Raw genomic sequence first — 20,762 nt, 5'->3', positions numbered from 1 at the left:
CCCCTTGACCCTGTAGTGGCTACAGGGTGTTCAATGGCATCCAGATCAATCGGAGACCGCCATGGGCGATTCCTGCTGCGCCAGCAATTCCTGCCAGGGCAAGGTGACCCCACGCTACCGCCGGGCACTCTGGATCGCCCTGGTCATCAACGCGGTCATGTTCGTGGTGGAGTTGGGGGCCGGCTGGAACGCCGGGTCGGTCTCGCTGCTCGCCGACGCGGCCGATTTCCTCGGGGACGCGGCCAACTACGGTGTCTCCCTGCTGGTGCTGTCGATGGCCCTGGTGTGGCGCTCCCGGGCAGCCCTGGTGAAGGGCGCGACGATGGGCATCTACGGCGTTTTCGTGCTGGCCCAGGCTGCCTGGAATGGCTTCAACGGCATCGTGCCGGAGGCATATACCATGGGTGTCGTCGGTGCCCTGGCGCTGGCCGCCAACGTGTCCGTAGCGGTCATGCTCTACGCCTTCCGCGATGGCGACGCCAACATGCGCTCGGTTTGGCTGTGCTCGCGCAACGACGCCATCGGCAACATCGCGGTGATCCTCGCCGCTGGCGGGGTGTTCGGGCTCGGCGCTGCCTGGCCGGACCTGCTGGTCGCCGTGATCATGGCGGGCTTGGGTCTGTCGGCTGCCCGCTCCGTCATCACCCAAGCTCGTGCCGAACTGAAGGAGATCGCCCATGTCGCTCACGCCTGAAATCACCTGGATGGCGCTGCTGGCCGTCCAGACCCTGCACCTGCTGCATCACCTGCTGGCCAAGCGCCACATCAGCATCGTGGAGGTGATGGCAGGTGCCGCCCTGCTCATCCCAATTCCGGCTGGCGCGGCGGCCGGGCTGCTACTGATGATCCTGCATATCGGCCTGATCCTGGTCCAACTGGTCGGCAGCATCTGGATTCGGCGGCTGTCGCCGGGCTGCGGCGACGAGAAGAGCTACTGGGCAACCCTGGGCTGAACCTTCGATAGGAGGCCGACATGAGCGACAACTGCGGCAAGCCAGGGGACCCCTGCAAAATGGCCGCGCAGGCCAATCGATCGGCGCTGCGCAAGGTGCTGGCGATCAATCTCTTCCAGTCGGTCGCCGGCGGCGGTATCGGCGCATGGGCGCAGTCCACGGCCTTGGTCGGGGCCGCGCTGGACAACCTGGGCGACGCTGGCGTGTACGGCGTATCCCTCTATGCGGAAGGCCGCAGCGCCGCACACAAGGCTCGGGCCGCACGCATCAGCGGCTGGCTGCTGATCGGCTTCAGCCTGATGCTGGCGATCGAGGTGCTGCGCCGCTTCTTCTCGGGTGCCGAGCCCATCGGCATCGCCATGATGATCTGGGCGGCCTGCAACGCCGCCCTGAACCTGGTGTGCCTGAAGCTGCTGCGCAGCCATCGGGACGAGGGCGCGCACTTCGCGGCCTCGTGGATCTTCACGAGCAATGACACGCTGGTGAACCTGGGCATCGTCGTCTCCGGCGCCCTGGTGCTCTGGAGCGAATCGCCGGTCCCCGATCTGGTGATCGGCCTGGTCGTTGCCGCGATCGCCTTTCGCGGCGGCCGCGAAATACTCGAAATCGCCGAAGAGGCGTCCGAGCCTTCTTCCTCTTCCAAAAAGAACTGAATCCGTGACCCGCCTGCGCTCCCTGCTTGCCCTGCTGCTCCTGTGGCCCCTGATGTCGCTGGCGGCCGGCGATGCCCAGACTACCTGGCGTCTGCTCGACTACATCGCCGTGGACTATGCCGGCGCAGTGGACAACAGCGGGACCGTCATCGACGCAGCCGAATATGCCGAGATGAGCGAGTTCTCCGACTCGGTGAACCGCCAACTCGCTGCGCTGGTGCCGACTCCGGCGCAGCCGGCCCTGGTCCAGGAAGCACAGGGCTTGAAGTCCGCCATCGAGGCAAAGGCCGATCCCGGCGCTGTTGCCACACTCGCGCGGGGCCTGGGCGCCAAGCTCCTGGAAGCCTACCCGGTGCCTCTGTCGCCGAAGACCGCGCCTGACCTGGCGAAGGGGCTGACACAGTACGCCACGCTCTGCGCCGGCTGCCATGGCGCCAGCGGGCACGGCGACGGACCGCTCGCCGCCGGCATGGACCCGGCGCCAGTGGATTTCACCGACCTTGGTCGTGCGCGTGAGCGCAGCATCTTCGCCCTCTACCAGGTGATCAGCCAGGGTCTGGAAGGCACCGCCATGTCCTCGTTTGCGCATCTGCCGGACGAGGAGCGCTGGGCGCTGGCTTTCGTCGTCGGGCAGTTTGCGTTCCCGCAGGATCAGGCGGCAGCTGGCGCGCAGTTCTGGCAACAGGCGACGGCGCAGGAAGCCATCCCCGATCTGTCAGCCTTGGCCACGACAACCCCTGCGATACTGGAAGCGCGGGTGGGTGCTGAGCAGGCCCAATCAGTCATGGCCTATCTGCGCCGCAATCCGGGCACAGTGCTGCGGTCGACCGAAGGTTCCTTGCAGCTCGTGCGCGACCGGCTGGAGCAGGCGGTGGCCGCCTATCGCAAGGGCGATCGCGACGCCGCCTCCCAGGCGGCCGTCTCTGCCTACCTCGACGGCTTCGAGCCCGTGGAACCGATCCTCGGGGTCAAGAATCCAGAGCTGATGCGGGCTCTTGAAATGGCGATGACCGAGCTGCGGGGGCGGATTTCGGCCGGTGCATCGGTGGACGAGATTGCCGGGCGGGTAGCAGACCTGCAGTCGCGGCTCGGTGCGGCGGAGCAGACCCTGAAGGACTCCAGCTCGGATGCCGGCTCGGCCTTCGTCGGTGCCTTCACCATCCTGCTGCGTGAGGGCCTGGAGGCGCTGCTTATCGTAGTTGCCATCATCGCGTTCCTGCGCAAGGCTGGCCGCACCGAGGTATTGCCCTACGTCCACGCTGGCACTGGCGCAGCACTGCTGGCGGGTGTGGCTACCTGGGGCGCGGCGACCTACCTGATCGACATCAGCGGCGCCAGCCGCGAGTTGACTGAAGGCGTCGCGGCCCTATTCGCTGCGGCAGTCCTGCTGTTCGTCGGCATCTGGATGCACGGCAAGAGCCAGGCCGGCGCCTGGCAGCGCTACGTCAAGGAGAAGATCGGCGCAGCTCTGTCGCAGCGCTCGGCGTGGTTCCTGTTCCTATTGGCCTTCGTCGTGGTGTACCGCGAGGTCTTCGAGACCATCCTGTTCTATGTCGCACTGTGGAGCCAGGGCGCTGAGCAGGCAGTGATCGCGGGCGCGGTAACGGCTATCGCGGCCTTGGCGGTGATCGCCTGGCTGATGCTTCGCTATTCGCGCAAGCTGCCCATTGGCACCTTCTTCACGATCAGCGCCGTGCTGATGGCCATCCTGGCGGTCATGCTGACCGGCAAGGGCATTGCCGCCCTGCAGGAGGCCAACTTGCTCTCAGCCAGGCTGCTGGACCTGCCGCGCTTCGATTGGATTGGCTTTTATCCCACCCTGCAGGGCCTCGTGGCTCAGCTGGCCTGTGCCTCGGTGCTGATGACCGGCTTTGCCTACAACTGGCGCCGAGCCGCCACCTGACGCCAAAACACATCCGTCCGATGCACAGCAAGGCCTTGATTGTTCTAAGCGCCGGACAACGGGCCGCCCTAGTTGGGGTGGTACGGAATGCGGAACTACTATGCCCGGGCCATGTACTAAGCGGGAAGGTCTGCCGGGCCGCTTCCGATGGCGCCGAATCGATCCTCGCTCAATTTTGCTAGAGTAGCCCCATGACTCGCTCGCCCACCTTGCAACGGCTGCTGACGCTGATATGCGTCTTGCTGCTGACGGTGCGTGTCGCGGGGCCTCACCTGCACCTGTGCTTTGACGGGCAGGAGGCGCCCGCAAGTTTCCACGTCCTGGATATCGGCTTGCACCACGCAGCGGGCCATAGCGCGCCGCACCAGGACACGGACGTGTCGCTGGCCGTTGACGGCGTCTCCAAGACCGGGAAGCAACTCAGCTTCGACGATTTGCCGATTGTGTTGCTTGCGGCGCTGTTGGCCTGGATTCTCTTCCAGACCCCCCGCCGGTTCGTCCTTCCCCTGCTGCCGACGCTTGTCCCGGCAAGTCCTGCCTTCCTGCGTCCCCCGCTGCGGGGACCTCCCCAGTTGACCTCCCTCTGAAGTCTTGAGGTGTTGCCGCGCGTTGAAAACTGACCATCGGGGGTGCGGACAAAATCTTGGACTATCTGGAGATAGTTCATGTATTCGTACGAGGACAGGATTCGCGCGGTCGAGTTGTACATCAGGCTCGGAAAGCGTCCGGGGGCAACCCTTCGCCAGCTGGGGTATCCCACCAAGAATTCGTTGCTGAGCTGGTATCGAGAGTACGAGCAGCGCCTCGATTTACCGACTGGCTATCCGGGCCGGACGCCCAAATATTCGCAAGCGCAGAAGGAAGCGGCGGTCCGGCATTACGTCGAAAACGGCCGCTGCATGTCTGTCACCCTGCGGGCGCTGGGCTATCCCGGACGCCAGTGGCTGACGAACTGGATTCTCGAACTGGACCCAGAAGCGCGAGTGCGTGTCATTGGAACTGTGGATCGCACTCCGCGTCCTGCTGGGCTGAAGCAGGCGGCGGTGCTGGCGCTGTGTACTCGCCAAGGCAGCGCGGTCGCGGTGGCCGACGAGCTCGGCGTTTGCAGGGAAACCCTGTACAACTGGAAGCATCAACTGCTCGGCCGCGAGGTTCCTGCATCGATGAAACGCCAGCACGATTCAGCCGACGATCCAGAGCGCAAGGAGCTTGAGCGCCAGATCGAAACACTTCAGCGCGACATTCGGCGCCTGCAACTCGAGCAGGACATCCTGAAAAAGGCGAACGAACTCCTAAAAAAAGATCTGGGCATCGACCAGCAGCTCCTGACAAACCGGGAGAAGACGCAGCTGGTTGATGCCCTGAGATCGACCTACACGCTGACGGAACTGCTTGCAGCCGTCGGCTTGCCACGCAGCTCCTTCTTCTACCACCTGGCTCGGCTTCAGGGTGCAGACAAGTACGTCGACGTGCGCCGTGCCATGGCTGACATCTTTGAGCGCAACTACCGCTGTTACGGCTACCGACGGATGCGTGCCTCGCTCACCGGGCAATCCGTGAATATCTCCGAGAAGGTCGTTCGGCGTCTGATGAAGCAGGAGTCCTTGGTCCCCGTCATGCGAAAACGACGCCGATACGGCTCGTACATGGGTGAGATCAGTCCGGCACCGGACAATCTGCTGAATCGAGACTTCAGCGCCAGCAAACCCAACGAGAAGTGGCTGACGGACATCTCCGAATTCCAGATCCCGGCTGGCAAGGTGTACCTGTCCCCGATGATCGATTGCTACGACGGCCTGGTCGTCAGCTGGTCGATCAGCACCCGCCCAGACGCAGAACTCGTTAACACGATGCTGGATACAGCCATAGAGACGGTAGCCGGCTGCAGCAGCCGACCTGTGGTGCATTCGGATCGTGGCGGCCACTATCGATGGCCTGGTTGGATTTCCCGCATCGCGGAGGCAAAGCTCATTCGCTCCATGTCTCGCAAGGCGTGCTCGCCGGACAATGCGGCGTGCGAAGGTTTCTTCGGTCACCTCAAGAACGAGCTGTTCTACTCGCGTGACTGGCTGTCCACGACCATCGAGGAGTTCGTCGCGGCCTTGGATGCCTACATCCGCTGGTATAACGAGTCACGCATCAAGAGTTCGTTGGGCTACCGCAGTCCCTTGGAGCACCGCAGGAAGCTGGCATTCGCTGCTTAACCAGTCCAAGTTTTTAGCCGCACCCCCATCTGATCAGTTTTCAACGCGCGGCAACAGCCCCGGTGGTTCCCTGTCGATCCCATGCGACAGGTAACCATCTATCGAACGCATGGCTGTCGCTGCGCTTTCACCTGGGCGCGGCAGCTGGAGTCCCAAGGGTACGTCGTCACGATGTACGAGCCCGAAACACTAAAGACCATCCGGGGGGCCTTGAAGACCCCGCCATCACTTCGGGGATGCCACGTGGGACGGTACATGGAGTATTTCGTCGAGGGTCATGTGCCGGCCGAAGCACTGGACTTGCTGGCACGCCAGCACCCTGCCGGGCTTGGCGTAGCGGTAGATTCGACAGCAGCTCAGCATGAGCCTCTGTCATCGTCTCATCTCGGCGAGAAACCAGGGGTCATTCTTTACGACCAAAACGGAAATGCCCGGATTTGGTGGAGTGGGCTCGGCGCTTGACTTTCGTTTCCGAAAGAGTCGGCTGATCGGAAGAGGCGAGGGCGACCTTGCGTGTGCTTTCATAAACCACAGCCGAGAGGACGGCCGTTCGGTCGGCGGCGATGGCTGGCACATGAGTTCCCACGCTCTTGCACTCGGTCTGGCAGCACTGGCCTATTCTTTGGCCCGCCGCCTCGCCAACGACCATCGCTTTGCATTTGGCACCTGGAAAATCGAGATTCTGGGCGGCTTTACCAGTGCGCTGCTGCTCCTGCTCGTGGCCTTCTCAATGGCCTATCAATCGATCGAGCGCCTGTACTCACCAACTCCGATTCTTTACGACCAGGCGATCGTCATCGCCTTCGTTGGCCTGGCGGTCAATCTGGTCTGCGCAAAGCTCCTGCATGCCGGCGGGCATCAGCCACATGGGCATGATCACGCGCACGATCATGGCCATGGCCATGGCCACAACCATGGCGCGCCAGATCTCAATCTCAGATCCGCCTATCTTCATGTCGTGGCGGACGCGATGACTTCGGTTCTGGCCATCGTGGCGCTTTTTGGGGGAAAGCTATGGGGGGCTGATTGGCTCGACCCAACGATGGGCATCGTCGGGGCGGTGCTGGTCGGCATCTGGGCGGTGGGCCTGCTGAAGTCCACGACCCGCGTGCTTCTCGATGCGGAGATGGATGCGCCCGTGATCGAGGAAATCCGCGAGGTGATTGCCCAAAGCCCGGTCAAGGCGTCGATCTCCGATCTGCATGTCTGGCGCGTGGCCACGGGCAAGTACGCCTGCATCCTGCGGCTTTCGGTCGCGGGTCATGCGACGGCCGAGGACTTCCATCGGCAACTCGCGGTGCATGAAGAACTGGTCCACGTCACGGTCGAGATCGCCGCAGCGTGAGGACAGCCATGCCCGGCTCTTACTTTATCGGTGGTTCCTGGCCTGCCGCAGTCCAGGCTGCTGGCGCCACCCGATCGATATCGACTATTGTCTACTGATGTTCGCGCGCCTCGTCCCCATCCTGCTGTCGCTTTGCCTGCTGGCGGGCCTTAGTGGTTTTGGCCCGCATGTGCATTGGCATACGCACGGGCATGATGAGGTGCACAGCTACGTTGTTTCTGCGCTGGATATCGACCATGCCCAGGCTCACGCTGAAGGCAGTCAGGATGACGACAGCAACAAGCTGGGTACCCGCGTTTCTCTGGATCATCCGCCGGTGGGGCCAGTACCCAGTGCCGCTCTGTCCATCGACGTCGATGGGGTTCCCGGCCTGTTGCCCCTGCTCGCGGATCAGCGTGTAACAGGGCCACCCCGGTTCCTGATGCCTCCAAGCCAAGCTCCTCCCCAGGCTTTCTCGACCGTTTAGCGCGCCGCGCCCTCTGAAGGACGCGGCGTACATCCGCGTTCCTGGAAGAGGACTTCCCGTGTACCTTTCCGTTGTCTGGCGTCCTGCCGCTCTTGCGGCAGCGCTCATGCTTGTCGCGCCCGTTCGGGCAGCCGAGCCTCTCACTTTGCGCGACGCCCTGCAGCGAGCAGAAGCTTCGCATCCCGACCTGCGAGGATTTGACGCCGAGCGCTCAGGCGCCGCCGTCCGCCGCAGCTTGGCGCAGCAATCGCCCACGCCAGAGGTCAGCGTCCTCCTGGAGGATGTCTTCGGCAACGGAGCCCGCAGCGGCCTCGATGGCGCCCAGTGGACCCTGAGCTTTTCCCAGGCCCTGGAGCTGGGCGACCAGCGCTCCAGCCGTCTTGGCGCGGCCGACTCCCGGGCCGTGGCCCTGACGGCCGACCAGGAAGTGCGCCGCCGCGACGCCTTGGCGGAGGTTGCCCAGCGCTTCTACGAGGCCGCCGCCGACGGCGAGTGTCTACGTCTAGCCGAAGAGAAGGTCGAACTGGCCCGCAAAAGCCTGGCGGCAGCAGACGCTCGAGTGAGGTCTGCTCGCGCCCCTGTGGCCGAGCGTGCACGTGCCCAGGCCGCTCTTTCCCAGGCGGTTTTGGAACGGGAGCACGCCGAGCACGAGGAAATGAGCGCCCGGGTCGCGTTGGCGGTCTCGATGGGCTCTCCCGAGCCGGACTTTGGCGAACTCAAAGCGCCCTTGTTCGACCTGCCCCCGCTGCGTCCGCTGCCGGAGTTGCGTCAACGCCTGAAGCAGAGCCCGTCGGCTCGGGCTCGTCTGGCCGAAGCCGCCGCGCTGGATGCCGAACGCCGTGCTGCGCTGGCTGCTGCCGGCTTGCGGCCGACCTTCACCGGCGGCGCGCGCCGCTATGAGGACGGCAACGATGTCGCAGCCGTCGTCGGCTTTAGCCTGCCGCTACTCGCGGGACGTCGGGCCAGGGACGAGGCCGCCCTCATCTCCGCCCGCCAGGAACAGACCCAGGCCGAAAGCCAGGCTGCCCTGCTTCGCGCTGAAGAGGAGTTGTTCGAGCGCTACCAGGAACTCGGCCATGCCAAGGAAGCCCTGCGCTTGCTCGACACCGAGGTTCTACCTGCACGCCAGGAGGCACTCAAGCAGACCCAGTACGCCTACGACCGTGGCCGTTATGGCTACCTCGAACTGTCGCTGGTGCTCCAGGAGCTTGCCGACGCCCGTCGCGCCCGCCTGGACACTGCTGTCCGCTATCACTCTCTGCTCGCCGAACTCGAACGCATTACCGGCGACCGTCTCATCGAAGGAAACACCCCATGAATCGCCAAACGACCTGCATCCTGATCGCGCTCGGCCTGGTGCTGGGAGCCTGCAACCCGAAGTCTGCCGAACCCGCCGCCGAGCACGGTGGCGAAACGGCCGCATCAGCGGAGTACGAACGAGGCCCCAACCGCGGCCGCATGCTGCGTGACGGCGACTTCGCCCTCGAACTCCAGATCTTCGAGGACGGCGTGCCGCCCGAGTACCACGTCTACCTGTACCGGAACGGCAAGCTTCTTCCGCCGACCGCGGCCAAGGTGGTCGTCGAACTCAACCGGCTGGGCAACAAGCAGAACCGCTTCACCTTCGCGCCGAAGGACAGCTACCTGATCGGCAGCGGCACGGTCACCGAGCCCCATTCCTTCAGCGTCGTGGTGACGGCAGAGGAGGGTGGTAAGACCCATCGCTGGGCCTTCGACAACTTCGAAGGCCGTACCACTATTTCGGCCAAGAACGCCCAGGATGCGGGCGTCCGGACCGAAGCCGCCGGTCCCGCAACGATCGCGGAGGTACTGAAGCTCACGGGTCGTGTGGTTCCCAATGCCGAGCATGTGCGGGCCGTCACCGCACGCTTCCCCGGCACGATCCAGAAGGTGTCCAAGTCGGTCGGCGATACCGTACAGGCGGGTGACCGGCTGGCGGTGGTCGAGAGCAACGACAGCCTGCAGAGCTACAACGTGACCTCGCCGATTTCCGGCGTCGTGCTGGAGCGCGATGCCAACCCCGGCGAATTTGCCGGAAACGGTCCGCTGTTCGTGATCGCTGACTTCACCAAGCTCTGGGTCGAACTATCGGTCTTCCCGCGCGACCTCGCGAAGCTCCGCGTCGGCCAGCCCGTGACCCTTTCCAGTGTCGACCGCGGGGACGTCCAGGCTTCCGGCCAGATCGTCCGTATCGCCCCGGCCGAGGGAGCCGGTCGCGGCACCCTGAGCGGCGTCTACACCGCGCGAGTCGCGCTGGACAATGGCTCTGGCCAATGGACACCCGGCCTCTTCGCTCGCGGCGAGGTGCGCATTGGTGCGGCCGAGGTGCCCCTGGCAGTGAAGCGCAGCGGGCTACAGGCCTTCCGTGACTTCACGGTCGTCTTCGAGCTGATCGGAGAGACTTACGAAGTGCGCATGCTGGAGCTCGGTCGACAGGACGGTAACTACGTGGAAGTCCTCGGGGGCATCGAGCCGGGCGCCCGGTACGTTTCCGAGAACAGCTATCTGATCAAGGCCGATGTCGATAAATCCGGCGCCAGCCACGACCACTGAGATTGATCATGCTCGAACGCATACTGAGTCTATCCATCAGGCAGCGCATCCCAGTGCTGCTCATCGTCATGGCAACGGCCTTGTTCGGCATCTGGAGCTACCAGAACCTGCCGATCGACGCCGTTCCGGACATCACCAACGTCCAAGTCCAGATCAACACGGAGGCTCCGGGCTACACGCCGCTGGAAGCCGAACAGCGCGTGACCTTCCCGCTGGAGACCTCGATGGCGGGGCTTGCGCGGCTCAAGTACACGCGCTCCTTGTCCCGCTACGGCCTGTCGCAGGTCACAGTGATCTTCGAGGAGGGAACGGATCCCTTCTTCGCCCGCCAGCAAGTCGCCGAACGGCTGCAGGCAGTCGCCGGCCAGCTGCCTCCCGGCATCGAGCCGTCGATGGGCCCCGCGGCGACCGGACTCGGCGAAATCTTCATGTACACCGTCGATGCCGCGCCCGGTGCGCGCAATGCAGATGGCTCACCGGTCACGGCGACGGATTTGCGTCAGGCGCAGGACTGGATCGTGCGCCCCCAGCTGCTGCGCGTCGCAGGCGTCGCCGACGTCAACTCCATTGGCGGCTATGAGCGGCAGTACCTGGTACAGCCGGATCCGGCCACGCTACTGGGCTACGGCGTCAGCTTCGAAGAACTGGCGGCCGCCCTGAAGCGGAACAACGCCAACGCCGGCGCCGGCTACATCGAGCGCTTCGGCCAGCAGATGCTGCTGCGCATCCCCGGTCAGGTGGGAGCCGGCGACGCCGCATTGGATGACCTCCGGAGCATCGTCATCAAGACGGTCGGCGATGCGCCCGTGCGCGTCGGCGATGTCGCCAATGTGACGACGGGCGGCGAGCTGAGGACCGGTGCTGCTACGCAGAACGGGCATGAAGTCGTTCTGGGCACGGTGCTGATGCGTGTCGGCGAGAACAGCCGGACCGTGGCCAGCGCCGTGGCGGACAAAATCAAGGAGATCCAGCCGTCGCTGCCGCCGGGCGTTCAGGTCGTCACTGCCTACGACCGCACCTGGCTGGTCGACAAGACGCTCAAGACCGTGCAGAAAAACCTGCTCGAAGGCGCTCTGCTGGTGATCGTGGTGCTGTTCCTGCTGCTGGGCAACATCCGGGCGGCGCTGCTGACCGCCATGGTCATCCCGATAACGATGCTGCTGACCATCACCGGCATGGTGAAGGCGGGCGTCTCGGCGAACCTGATGAGTCTGGGCGCCCTGGACTTCGGCCTGATCGTGGATGGCGCGGTGATCATCGTCGAGAACTGCCTGCGGCGATTGTCTCTGGAAGCAGCCCACGGGCGGGAAATGCCACTCAAGGAGCGGCTGCAGATCGTTTACGAGGCGAGCAGTGAGGTGATTCGCCCGGCGTTGTTCGGGGTTTTCATCATCACGGCCGTCTACCTGCCGATCTTCGCCCTCAGCGGGGTCGAGGGGAAGATGTTCCACCCCATGGCCCAGACGGTGGTCATGGCCCTGGTCGCTGCCATGGTGCTTTCGGTCACGGCGGTTCCCGCGGCCGTCGCGCTGCTGGTGCCCGCGCCCAAGCCGCACTCGGAAACCCGCTTCGCGCGGTTCGCCGAGCGCGTCTACGTGCCGCTGCTCGATGCCAGCCTGCGGGCGCGCGTCGCCGTGGCGGGAGCGGCAGCCGCGCTGGTCCTGGTGATGGGCTTTGCGGCGTCGCGCATGGGGTCGGAGTTCCTGCCGAACCTGGACGAGGGTGACATCGCCATGCACGCCCTGCGCATCCCGGGCACCAGCTTGACGCAGGCGGTGGGTATGCAGGCCCAGCTGGAATCTGCCGTGAAGCAGCTGCCGGAGGTCGAGCGCATCGTCGCCAAGATCGGTACGGCGGACATCGCCACGGATCCGATGCCGCCGTCGGTGGCCGACAACTTCATCATCCTCAAGGACCGGAGCGAATGGCCGGATCCGCGCAAGCCGAAGGCACAGGTCGTCGCCGATCTGGAAGCTGTGGTGCGTCCGATCCCGGGCAACAACTACGAGTTCACGCAGCCGATCCAGATGCGCTTCAACGAGCTGCTGTCCGGCGTGCGAGCGGACGTTGCCGTGAAGGTTTACGGCGATGATCTGGAGGTGCTGGCCGGTATTGGCAAGCAGATCGAAGGGATCGTCGAGGGCGTCGGTGGTGCCCAGGACGTTTCGCTGGAGCAGGTCACCGGGCTGCCGGTGTTGAGCGTGCAGCCCCGCCGCGAGGTCCTGGCGCGCTACGGTCTGGATGTCGCCGCCCTGCAATCGGTCGTGGCATCGGCCTACGGCGGCGAAACGGTGGGGCTGGTGTTCAATGGTGACCGCCGGAGTCCGCTGGTGATCCGGCTGCAGGAGGAACTGCGCAAGGATATCGATGCCCTCGAGCGTCTGCCTGTGCCGCTTCCGACTGGCGGCTATGTCCCGCTCGGAGAGGTGGCCGAACTGGAGCTGGCGCCTGGCCCCAACCAGGTGAACCGCGAGAATGGCAAGCGCAGGGTCGTCGTGACGGCTAATGTCCGTGATCGGGACCTGGGCGGGTTCATCGCCGATCTCCAAGCGGCGGTGTCCCGCGACGCGGAGCTACCGCCGGGTTACTGGATCTCCTATGGCGGCACTTTTGAGCAGTTGCAGTCGGCCAGCCAACGCCTGGCGATCGTCGTACCGATCACGCTGGCGCTGATCGTCGGCCTGCTGTGGCTGGCCTTCGGGTCGATGCGCGATGCGCTGCTGATTTTCACTGGTGTGCCCTTGGCGCTGACCGGCGGCGTTGCCGCGCTGATGCTGCGCGACATCCCGCTATCGATCTCGGCGGGTGTCGGATTCATCGCACTCTCTGGGGTCGCGGTACTCAACGGCCTGGTCATGGTCAGCTTCATCCGCAGCCTGAGCGAGAATGGCGTGGGTCTGGACGAAGCCATCCGCGAGGGCGCCCGCACCCGTTTGCGCCCGGTACTCATGACGGCCCTGGTGGCGGCGCTGGGCTTCGTGCCCATGGCCTTCAATACAGGAATCGGCTCCGAGGTCCAGCGCCCGCTGGCGACGGTGGTCATTGGTGGCATCATCAGTTCCACGCTGCTGACGCTGCTGGTGCTCCCGGCGCTGTACCGCCTGGCTCATCGCAAGGAGGCCGGGCGGGCTACCAACCCCGGGAGAGTGGCCCATGTTTGAGGTTCTGCGGAACCGGACCTACCGGCACCTGTTCTTGGCGCAGGTCGTGGCGCTGGTGGGTACCGGCCTGGCGACGGTGGCCCTGGGGCTGCTGGCCTTCCGTCTGGCGGGCGAAGATGCGGGGGCGGTGCTTGGCCCCGCCCTCGCCATCAAGACGATCGCTTACGTGGTGGTTGCCCCGATCGCCGGGGCCTACGCTGCACGGTTTCCGCGAAAGAGGCTGCTGGTCACTCTCGATGTGGTCCGATTGCTCGTCGTGCTGGTGCTGCCCTGGGTGGATCAGATCTGGCAGATCTATGTGCTGATCTTCGTGCTCCAAAGCGCCTCGGCCGCCTTCACGCCGACCTTCCAGGCCACCATCCCGGAAGTGCTGCCCAAGGAAGAGGACTACACCAAGGCCCTGTCCCTGGCACGGCTGGCGTATGACCTGGAGACCTTGCTAAGCCCGGCTTTGGCGGCGGTGCTGCTGACGATCATCACCGACCAGGGCTTGTTCATGGGGACCGCTGTCGGGTTCCTGGGATCGGCTCTGCTTGTGCTTTCGGTGGCCTTGCCGCGGCCGGTGGCCAAGACTGCGTCGACCCGCATCACCCGGAAGCTCACTCAGGGCATGCGCATCTTCCTCGCCACGCCCCGCCTGCGTGGCCTGCTGGCACTCAATCTCGCGGCGGCAGCCGGCGGCGCGATGGTCATCGTCAACACCGTGGTGATTGTGCGGGGCGAGCTGCAGAAGTCGGATCACGCCGTGGCCCTGGCCTTGGCTGCTTTCGGCGCAGGGTCAATGATCATGGCCTTTGTGCTGCCGCGGTTGCTGGAGCGCTATCGGGATCGCAGCGTGATGCTGACGGCGGCCGGGAGCATGTCGATCCTGCTCGCTGTCCTGGCCATGGCCTGGTCACTGGCGGAGCGCGCGCACTGGGGGCTCCTGCTGGGAGGCTGGGTCCTGCTGGGCAGCAGCTATGCGGCGCTGGTCACCCCGGGTGGGCGTCTGCTGAAGCGCTCCTCAAGGGAGGAGGACCGGCCGGCACTGTTCTCTGCACAGTTTTCGCTGTCCCATGCCTGCTGGCTTATCACTTATCCCCTGGTGGGATGGCTGGGGGCCCAGGCGGGGATGGGGATGGCCCTATGGACCATGGCGGCGATCGCCACGCTGGGCTGGATCGCGGCGGCGCGGTTCTGGTCCGCCGACGACAGCGGAGCGCCGGTGCACCGACATGACGATCTCCCGTCAGACCACCCGCATCTGGCCGAAGGCGAGCATAGCGACCATGGCCATAGCCATCCCTTCGTGATCGATGAGGTGCATCGGAGGTGGCCGTCTTAACCCCCACTGGAACACCGGCGCGGCTCGACGGCCGCTCCGGTGTACCGGTCCCTTGCTGTACCGCTGTTCCATCCCCACTGGAGTTCGAGATGAAGAAGTCGTTTGTTGCTGCGATCCTGCTGAGCCTGAGCGCCCCGCTGGCCATGGCTCACGGAAACCACGAGCCGGAAGAAGAGGGCGCTGTGGTCAAGCCCCAGTCTGTGCGCAAGGCTGGCGCATCCAAAGCCGCCCCCAAGGGGGACAAGGCACAGGGGGCAGAGACCGAAGCCGAGAAGGCCGACGAGAAGGCGCCGGCTGCGCCTACATCGAAGTGAGGCGGGTATCCCTTGCACTGCTGCTGCCCGGCCTTCTCCTGGCCGGTGCAGCGGCGGCGCATGGCGTTGCCGAGGATGACAAGCTCTTCATCGAGGGCAGCGCGGGAGCGCAACTGATCCCGTTCCTTTATTTGGGCGCGAAGCACATGGTGACGGGCTACGACCACCTCCTGTTTCTGTTCGGGGTGATCTTCTTCCTCTACCGGATACGCGACGTGGGGCTTTATGTGACCCTGTTCGCGATCGGTCACAGCAGCACCCTGTTATACGGCGTTCTCAGCGGCACCCACGTCAACCCATACATCGTCGATGCGATCATCGGTCTGTCGGTCGTCTACAAGGCACTGGACAACCTCGGCGCCTTCAAGACGGTATTCGGCGTCCAGCCTGACAATCGCGCGGCCGTGTTCATCTTCGGCTTGTTCCATGGCTTCGGCTTGGCCACCAAGCTGCAGGACTTCTCACTGGGCTCAGACGGATTGGTGCCTAACATGCTCGCGTTCAATGTGGGCGTGGAGATAGGACAGTTGCTGGCCCTGACCGGCATTCTGATCGCGATGGGCTTCTGGCGCAGGACGTCTGCATTCGGACGCCAGGCCTTCGCCGCCAATGTCGTGCTGATGAGTGCGGGCTTCCTGCTCACCGGCTATCAACTTGCAGGTTTCTATCTCAATGACTAACCCAAACGTCCCTGTTTCGCCGATCCAAGCCAGCGTTCCGACACTGCTGAAGGCCACGGCCATTGCCCTGGCAGGCGCTGCAGTCTTGCTGGTTACCACGGTCATGCCGGCGGAGTTCGGCGTCGATCCCACGGGCATCGGAAAAGTCCTGGGGCTGAGCGCGCTGCACGCCTCGGAGGCCTCCGCTGCGAGCCCCGCGAGTACCGTTCCCAATACCGAGATGGCAGTGATCGCCAACGAGGCGCCATTCCAAACGAAGGAGATGATGCTGGTTCTCCAGCCGAATGAAGGAGCTGAGATCAAGGCCGCCATGCGCGAGGGCGATTCCTTTGTTTTCACCTGGAAAGCAGAGGGCGGTGCCGTGAATTTCGACATGCATGGTGAGCCCCCGAATGCCGGTGATCAGTTCAGCAGCTACTGGCGTGATCGTGAGCAGACCGCCGCGCATGGCAACTTCATCGCTCCATTCGACGGCGCTCACGGGTGGTACTGGAGTAACAAGGGAACCCAGCCGGTGACCGTGATTGTCCGTGTCAGTGGATTCTTCGAGAAACTCTATCGTCCTTGACGAATTTCGGCTCGCCATATGGGCGCAGGCACCTGGGAGTAGTGTCTTTGCGTCATTCTGCAACGGGGACTGCACGCGAGGCTGCTACTCTTTGTTAATCATCCTCCGCGTCAATCGATTCGATGGCGACAAAGGATCGTAGGGCGCGCGAAAGGAGCTCCTTATCCGGCCCTTCGTACTGCGAAAGGCTTTCTTGAATGCTTTTCAAATACTCCCTACCTCGCCATGCCTTTTGAAGGCTGCGCAACACTCTATCAACATCATGCGCGCGCCACGCACAAATCAATACGCCTACAGGAGGCCAGGCTGATCGGATGTAGGTTTCTACAAGCTTGCGCCGGATGGTCTTGCAGTGGTCCCAATCGGTAAATAGCAAGTCGAGTAGGTTGAATCCGGGACTTCCGGATCTCACTTCTCGGTAGACAATCGGGAAGGCCGCAACCACCAAATCTCCGACCGGAAGATGAGGGGAAGCGAAACACTGATCGAGAACGCGGCCACATGCAACGGCTTGTCCACGCCGATTCGAATCCCCGGAACGGTTCAACATCTCCGCAATTGTCCGAAAGTCCGGTTTAGATAGCCCGGCTAGGCCTGACTGCAGTATTCGGCCTGTCACCAAGTCAATCCGACTGTGCAGTTGGGATTTAAAGCGCTGTGAACCTAAGTCGTAGGCATACAGCGCTCGGCTTACTGCCGTATCTGAAGTCCGGCCGGAAAACAGCGAGTCAATTGCCTCCCGCCCGCTTCCCGTAGCAACTAGGGTTTCTACTGTCTGCAGCAACGCACGATCATCAAGGAGTTCTGAGTTCCCCTGCAGACGACTGATTACGTGGAGTGCGAGGGGACGATAGGCAGTGTCCTCAGGAGACAGTTGTCGCAGCAGTGAGGAGCCATACGACGACAGTTGCTCATCGGACACAGAAGCAAGTCCTAGAAGCCTTGTCATCGGCAAGGCATACGTTAAGGAATCCACCGCCAGCGTCGCCAAGAGGTCAAAGTCTGCGGATGCATTTTCGACGAGCTGCTTGATCTGGTGATCCGAAGACACATGAATCAGTTCTGCCAATACCCTGGCTTTTCGTTGAGGTTCCGAGATGCTCTGACTCAGCCAACGAACATCCTCGCTCTGGATCGTCAACGTGGTCGCCAGTAGCCGATCGGCTCCTTCGCTCTCATGAAGACCGACCACTTTTCTTAAGTTGAGTATTGAGTGCGTGGCGTGGGCCGCGCTGACCAAGGGTTCATCGAACTGTGGCACATCGAATGACGTGGCATTTCCTATGGCCTGCACGGCAAACAAGAGCGTCGAAGAACTGGTACCTCGTAGAAGACTATCCAGCAATCCGGCTTGGCTTGCCCGGGTAAACGAGAGCGCGGAGCGAAGTAGAAGGGATTGTCGCGTCTTCGAATCTGCCGATTGCAACAGGTTGTGGAGACCCGAAAGAAGCTCGCTGTCATTTCCCGCCGCAAAGACGAGTCGATTCGCCAGCACTCTGCTCCTGGAAATGATCTGCGAGCCGATCCTCCCGGGAAACGCCGAAAGTGTGGCCAGAACCTCTGCGTCATTCTCAGTCGCTTGCGATACTCCTTCACCAATGGCCGAGGCCAGTGGGGCAGGCAGAGTCGCGCCCTCGGTCATGGACTCTTGAAACGCCGACACGCAAGCAAGCGGCGCGTTCGCTGCACGGGCCCTAGCAGCTGCGCGGACTACGGAGGCAGTTCCTTTGGGCAGCCTACCTTTCTCGAACTTCTGCGTGAGGGCCAGGAGGTATTGCCAGAACTGGGAATCCGAAAACGACCGCCGCGCCGTCGAGACACCAACTCGAATCTCGTTTGCCAGAGATTCACGGGCCCTTAGGCTAGTCGGGTGAGCCGTCGTGTAGATATCGATCAACCCCAAGACTGCTTCCGGCGACTCCGCCGACTTATCAGCCAGCTCTCGCCAGAACAGGGATAGTCTCAGTCGGGATTCGCTGGCGTCCTGATGGCCTCCAAGAATTCCCAGTTCGTCCAGACGATCCAGATTCGGAGGGAAGTCCTTGAAGACCGCCTCAGCAAGGGCATTCGACCAACGGTGGCGTGGACGGTAGGGCGTCGACGATGGCTCAATCCTTCTACCTGACCAATCGCTGAAACGTGACCGTGCAGCTTTTGGTGCGAAGACTATGTCGAAAGGACGTCCTTGTACTGATCTGGGACCGAGAGAAAAGGTACAAACGGCAAACATCTTCCGGAGCGCCGGCCATAAAGCTGCAATCAGGCGAAAACAAGCAAGGTCGGCATCCTTTGCATCGAACACCGCAATCGGGGCGCGCTTCTCCAAAAACATTGCCTCGACCAGCTCCAGGCTCCATGGGCTTTCGAGACGAGGCCAGGTCCGAATCTCCTCTGCGCCCGAAGGATGTCCTAAAACATTCGAATCCGCGCTCAGCTGAAAATGTGAAACAACATCGCGCAGAGTCTGAAGGACTGTGGGCGCGGTCCATTCCGGCATCGGCACAAACAGGCTATGCGTGCGAACGCAGCCTGCTCTTGGCGCCGCCAGATCCTGTCGCGTCAGCGCCACGACATAGTAAGTCTGGCTGGGGAGGGGATAGAACGTAAAATACGGGGCAAACTCCTCCCCTGGCCGCAACTGCCCGGAGATATCGGACAGACGGTCGACGGTATCTTGGTCTTGCTGGATCAGCTCAACATTACCCTGCAGCAGTTGATGACCGTTCCGGTAGCCGTGAAATTGCTCGCGTGCGTACATTCTCGTCGCTGCGTCACTTCCGTAGAAGCCAGGCGATTGGGATGGTGACATCCGCTTGTTCCTCGGTGCCATGCACGACGTAGCCGGAAGCATGGACGTCGCCATTGGCCAAGAAGTCAGCCTTGAACCCCGGATCATCGGTCAAGTCGCCCCCGACGATACTCACCCCAAAGGCATCGATGTCGAGTTCTTCAGAGTTCTGCAAGGCACCAAAGAACAACGGGAATTCGGACTCTAGATATCGCCAGGGACCCTGCGCGCGTTGCTGTGCATCCAGCCGGTCCCATGCCGTCACGACGACGGCAACACGGCGCGGAGTTTTCACCCCTGACTGACCCAAGGTGGTCTCGAGGAATCGAAGCAGCTGACACAAATAGACCTGGGTGGGAATCCGACTCTGCACCTCGGCATTTGGGGTGATTTTGGTCAGAATGCCATCCGAGACCACCCAGTCCAAGGGCATGTGATTCAACGGAGACCGCGCTCGCACGAACAGCAATGCCATCGAGGTTCGGCAGAGTTCGTCATGCCAGCGCTGCGATATTTCGGAATCCTCCACGGCATCTCGCCACATTTCACCATTTACGTCAGGCACCACCAGTTCCGCGGCAATTGCTCCTTCTGAAGCACGCACCGGAATCCGAAATGTTGCGCTTTGATCTTCGGAGTCCAGGGTGGTTCGGCCCGCAAATGCACCTTCGAGAAGATGGGCGACGGCATCCTCAACGTACTTGATCACCCCTGTATCCGGTGTCGAAGTCACTGCGGATTTCCCCTCGCGTAGGGAGGCCCACAAACGCGCGAGGTAGTTCGTCTTGCCAGTCTCGGGCAAGCCCACAAGCAGGATCGAGGCGGTGCTCGCGGTCATTTGCGTCCCCGGAAGCGTAGCATGACCCGGTTGCACCAAGAGTTGTCCGTATCCGGCCAGAATTCCAGGGGAAGGGGAGGAGACGGATTTACCCAGGTCTCGACGAGGGCGCCAATGCCGAATCCCGGTTGAACCCCGGAGTCCGCCTTAGTGAAGGACGCGATGGGGACTACTTGGATTTGCAAGTCGTAGCGGGCAGCCTCCTCTATGATTTGCTGCAAGGCTGTCGCATTGGGCTCGAAGGCATCCCGGTGCGACACTACCAAAATGGCCGGCGGCGTTCGCGGTGCAACCAGAGCCGCCGCCTTTTGAATTAGCAGCTTTGTGCGATGGACGGTGGACTGCCGTTTGCTTGCCAGTTGTCGACCATCGACAAAGAAGCAGAGAACGTCAGCCGATTTCAGGAAGTACCACTGCTCCACCCTGTTCTCGTCGACAAGCGAATTCGACCATTCACCTGGCAGATCAGGGACGAGCAGGTCACAGAGACGATCTCGCTGGTCGAGAACTCGCAGATGCATAAACCCAGCTCCGCGTTCCGTAGATATCTCGGTATGCACCGTCATCTGATCTGGCCGCGCGCCTTCGCTCCAGCGCCTGGCGCCGCGGCTGATTTCGTCAAGAGCCATCACAGTGAGGCTGTTGGCAAAGCGAAAGCCTTCCAGGCGGTTGTGGGCCAGAAGCAGATACAAACTAACAAGTGCTGCCGTCTTACCCGAGTCAGGGCATCCCAGTACCCCAACCAGCGTGGTTTGCCGGGAAGCCCCCAGACTTCGAATTTGGTCTAAATCGAGGGTAAGGCTATTCGGAAGCTTTGGCTTTTCCGGCGGAGGTGCAAGGGTGCTCTCCGTCTCCAAGACCGAGGGTGGTTCGATGGCAGCCCCCTCTGATTCATCGAGGCGCTCGGAGCACTCATTGGGGTCTCGGCTCAGAGCGCACTTGCCAGTTTGCTGAACCGTGCACTCTTCCTTTCTGCATCCGCGTTCCACGG

General features: G+C 62.8%; 19 protein-coding genes. 16 read left to right on the top strand and 3 right to left on the bottom strand.

What is annotated here, in order from left to right; genetic code table 11:
* Positions 1-61: 61 nt before the first annotated feature.
* The 16 genes from WQQ_RS20040 to WQQ_RS19975 all read left to right on the top strand — a co-directional run bounded on the left by WQQ_RS20040 (position 62) and on the right by WQQ_RS19975 (position 16,145).
* A complete protein-coding gene (locus WQQ_RS20040) occupies positions 62-694 on the top strand; it encodes a cation efflux transmembrane domain-containing protein (protein WP_007187086.1) in 633 nt (210 codons plus the stop codon).
* Positions 678-953, top strand: a complete 276-nt coding sequence (locus WQQ_RS20035; RefSeq protein ID WP_007187085.1) for a hypothetical protein — start codon at positions 678-680, stop codon at positions 951-953. The genes WQQ_RS20040 and WQQ_RS20035 overlap by 17 nt, the downstream gene beginning before the upstream one ends.
* Before the next feature lie 20 nt (positions 954-973).
* On the top strand, positions 974-1,606 hold the full coding sequence (locus WQQ_RS20030) for a cation efflux transmembrane domain-containing protein (protein ID WP_040455196.1): 633 nt from the start codon (positions 974-976) through the stop codon (positions 1,604-1,606).
* Positions 1,607-1,610: 4 nt separating this feature from the next.
* Positions 1,611-3,509, top strand: coding sequence for a cytochrome c/FTR1 family iron permease (locus WQQ_RS20025; RefSeq protein ID WP_007187083.1), 1,899 nt, complete (start codon positions 1,611-1,613; stop codon positions 3,507-3,509).
* A 191-nt stretch (positions 3,510-3,700) separates the two neighbouring features.
* Positions 3,701-4,096, top strand: a complete 396-nt coding sequence (locus WQQ_RS20020; protein WP_040455194.1) for a hypothetical protein — start codon at positions 3,701-3,703, stop codon at positions 4,094-4,096.
* Between the two features lie 78 nt (positions 4,097-4,174).
* A complete protein-coding gene (locus tag WQQ_RS20015) occupies positions 4,175-5,713 on the top strand; it encodes an IS3 family transposase (RefSeq protein ID WP_007187082.1) in 1,539 nt (512 codons plus the stop codon).
* Between the two features lie 81 nt (positions 5,714-5,794).
* Positions 5,795-6,175 (top strand): DUF411 domain-containing protein, encoded by a 381-nt coding sequence (locus WQQ_RS25320; RefSeq protein ID WP_083844668.1) that lies wholly within the window; start codon positions 5,795-5,797, stop codon positions 6,173-6,175.
* Positions 6,075-7,058 carry a CDF family Co(II)/Ni(II) efflux transporter DmeF gene (dmeF, locus tag WQQ_RS20010; protein WP_272942426.1) on the top strand — a complete coding sequence of 328 codons (984 nt, stop codon included), beginning with the start codon at positions 6,075-6,077 and terminating at the stop codon, positions 7,056-7,058. Before WQQ_RS25320 ends, dmeF begins: the two co-directional genes overlap by 101 nt.
* A complete protein-coding gene (locus tag WQQ_RS24520; protein WP_157534809.1) occupies positions 7,015-7,524 on the top strand; it encodes a hypothetical protein in 510 nt (169 codons plus the stop codon). Before dmeF ends, WQQ_RS24520 begins: the two co-directional genes overlap by 44 nt.
* A 145-nt stretch (positions 7,525-7,669) precedes the next feature.
* Entirely contained in the window at positions 7,670-8,842 is a 1,173-nt protein-coding gene (locus WQQ_RS20000; protein ID WP_007187080.1) for a TolC family protein, read from the top strand.
* Positions 8,839-10,098 (top strand): efflux RND transporter periplasmic adaptor subunit, encoded by a 1,260-nt coding sequence (locus WQQ_RS19995; RefSeq protein WP_007187079.1) that lies wholly within the window; start codon positions 8,839-8,841, stop codon positions 10,096-10,098. The genes WQQ_RS20000 and WQQ_RS19995 overlap by 4 nt, the downstream gene beginning before the upstream one ends.
* A gap of 8 nt (positions 10,099-10,106) precedes the next feature.
* Positions 10,107-13,259 (top strand): efflux RND transporter permease subunit, encoded by a 3,153-nt coding sequence (locus WQQ_RS19990; protein ID WP_007187078.1) that lies wholly within the window; start codon positions 10,107-10,109, stop codon positions 13,257-13,259.
* Positions 13,252-14,583, top strand: a complete 1,332-nt coding sequence (locus WQQ_RS19985) for an MFS transporter (protein WP_007187077.1) — start codon at positions 13,252-13,254, stop codon at positions 14,581-14,583. The genes WQQ_RS19990 and WQQ_RS19985 overlap by 8 nt, the downstream gene beginning before the upstream one ends.
* An 89-nt stretch (positions 14,584-14,672) precedes the next feature.
* Complete coding sequence (locus WQQ_RS25020; protein WP_007187076.1) at positions 14,673-14,897, top strand: hypothetical protein; 225 nt, start codon at positions 14,673-14,675, stop codon at positions 14,895-14,897.
* Entirely contained in the window at positions 14,894-15,577 is a 684-nt protein-coding gene (locus WQQ_RS19980; RefSeq protein WP_237715099.1) for a HupE/UreJ family protein, read from the top strand. Before WQQ_RS25020 ends, WQQ_RS19980 begins: the two co-directional genes overlap by 4 nt.
* On the top strand, positions 15,570-16,145 hold the full coding sequence (locus tag WQQ_RS19975; protein ID WP_050997778.1) for a hypothetical protein: 576 nt from the start codon (positions 15,570-15,572) through the stop codon (positions 16,143-16,145). The genes WQQ_RS19980 and WQQ_RS19975 overlap by 8 nt, the downstream gene beginning before the upstream one ends.
* A 94-nt stretch (positions 16,146-16,239) precedes the next feature.
* Here the strand turns inward: WQQ_RS19975 and WQQ_RS19970 are convergent, their stop codons facing one another.
* From WQQ_RS19970 to WQQ_RS19960, 3 genes are read right to left on the bottom strand one after another with little or no spacing between them, the layout of a single operon-like run.
* Entirely contained in the window at positions 16,240-18,903 is a 2,664-nt protein-coding gene (locus WQQ_RS19970; RefSeq protein ID WP_040455186.1) for a GAP1-N1 domain-containing protein, read from the bottom strand.
* A 13-nt stretch (positions 18,904-18,916) separates the two neighbouring features.
* A complete protein-coding gene (locus tag WQQ_RS19965) occupies positions 18,917-19,771 on the bottom strand; it encodes a TRAFAC clade GTPase domain-containing protein (RefSeq protein WP_040455183.1) in 855 nt (284 codons plus the stop codon).
* Complete coding sequence (locus tag WQQ_RS19960; protein ID WP_272942425.1) at positions 19,768-20,760, bottom strand: TRAFAC clade GTPase domain-containing protein; 993 nt, start codon at positions 20,758-20,760, stop codon at positions 19,768-19,770. Before WQQ_RS19960 ends, WQQ_RS19965 begins: the two co-directional genes overlap by 4 nt.
* Positions 20,761-20,762 lie beyond the last annotated feature (2 nt).

The sequence above is a fragment of the Hydrocarboniphaga effusa AP103 genome (assembly GCF_000271305.1).
Taxonomy (GTDB): domain Bacteria; phylum Pseudomonadota; class Gammaproteobacteria; order Nevskiales; family Nevskiaceae; genus Hydrocarboniphaga; species Hydrocarboniphaga effusa.
Note: the sequence above shows the minus strand (reverse complement) of the source record. Positions and strands in the feature narration are given on the sequence as shown.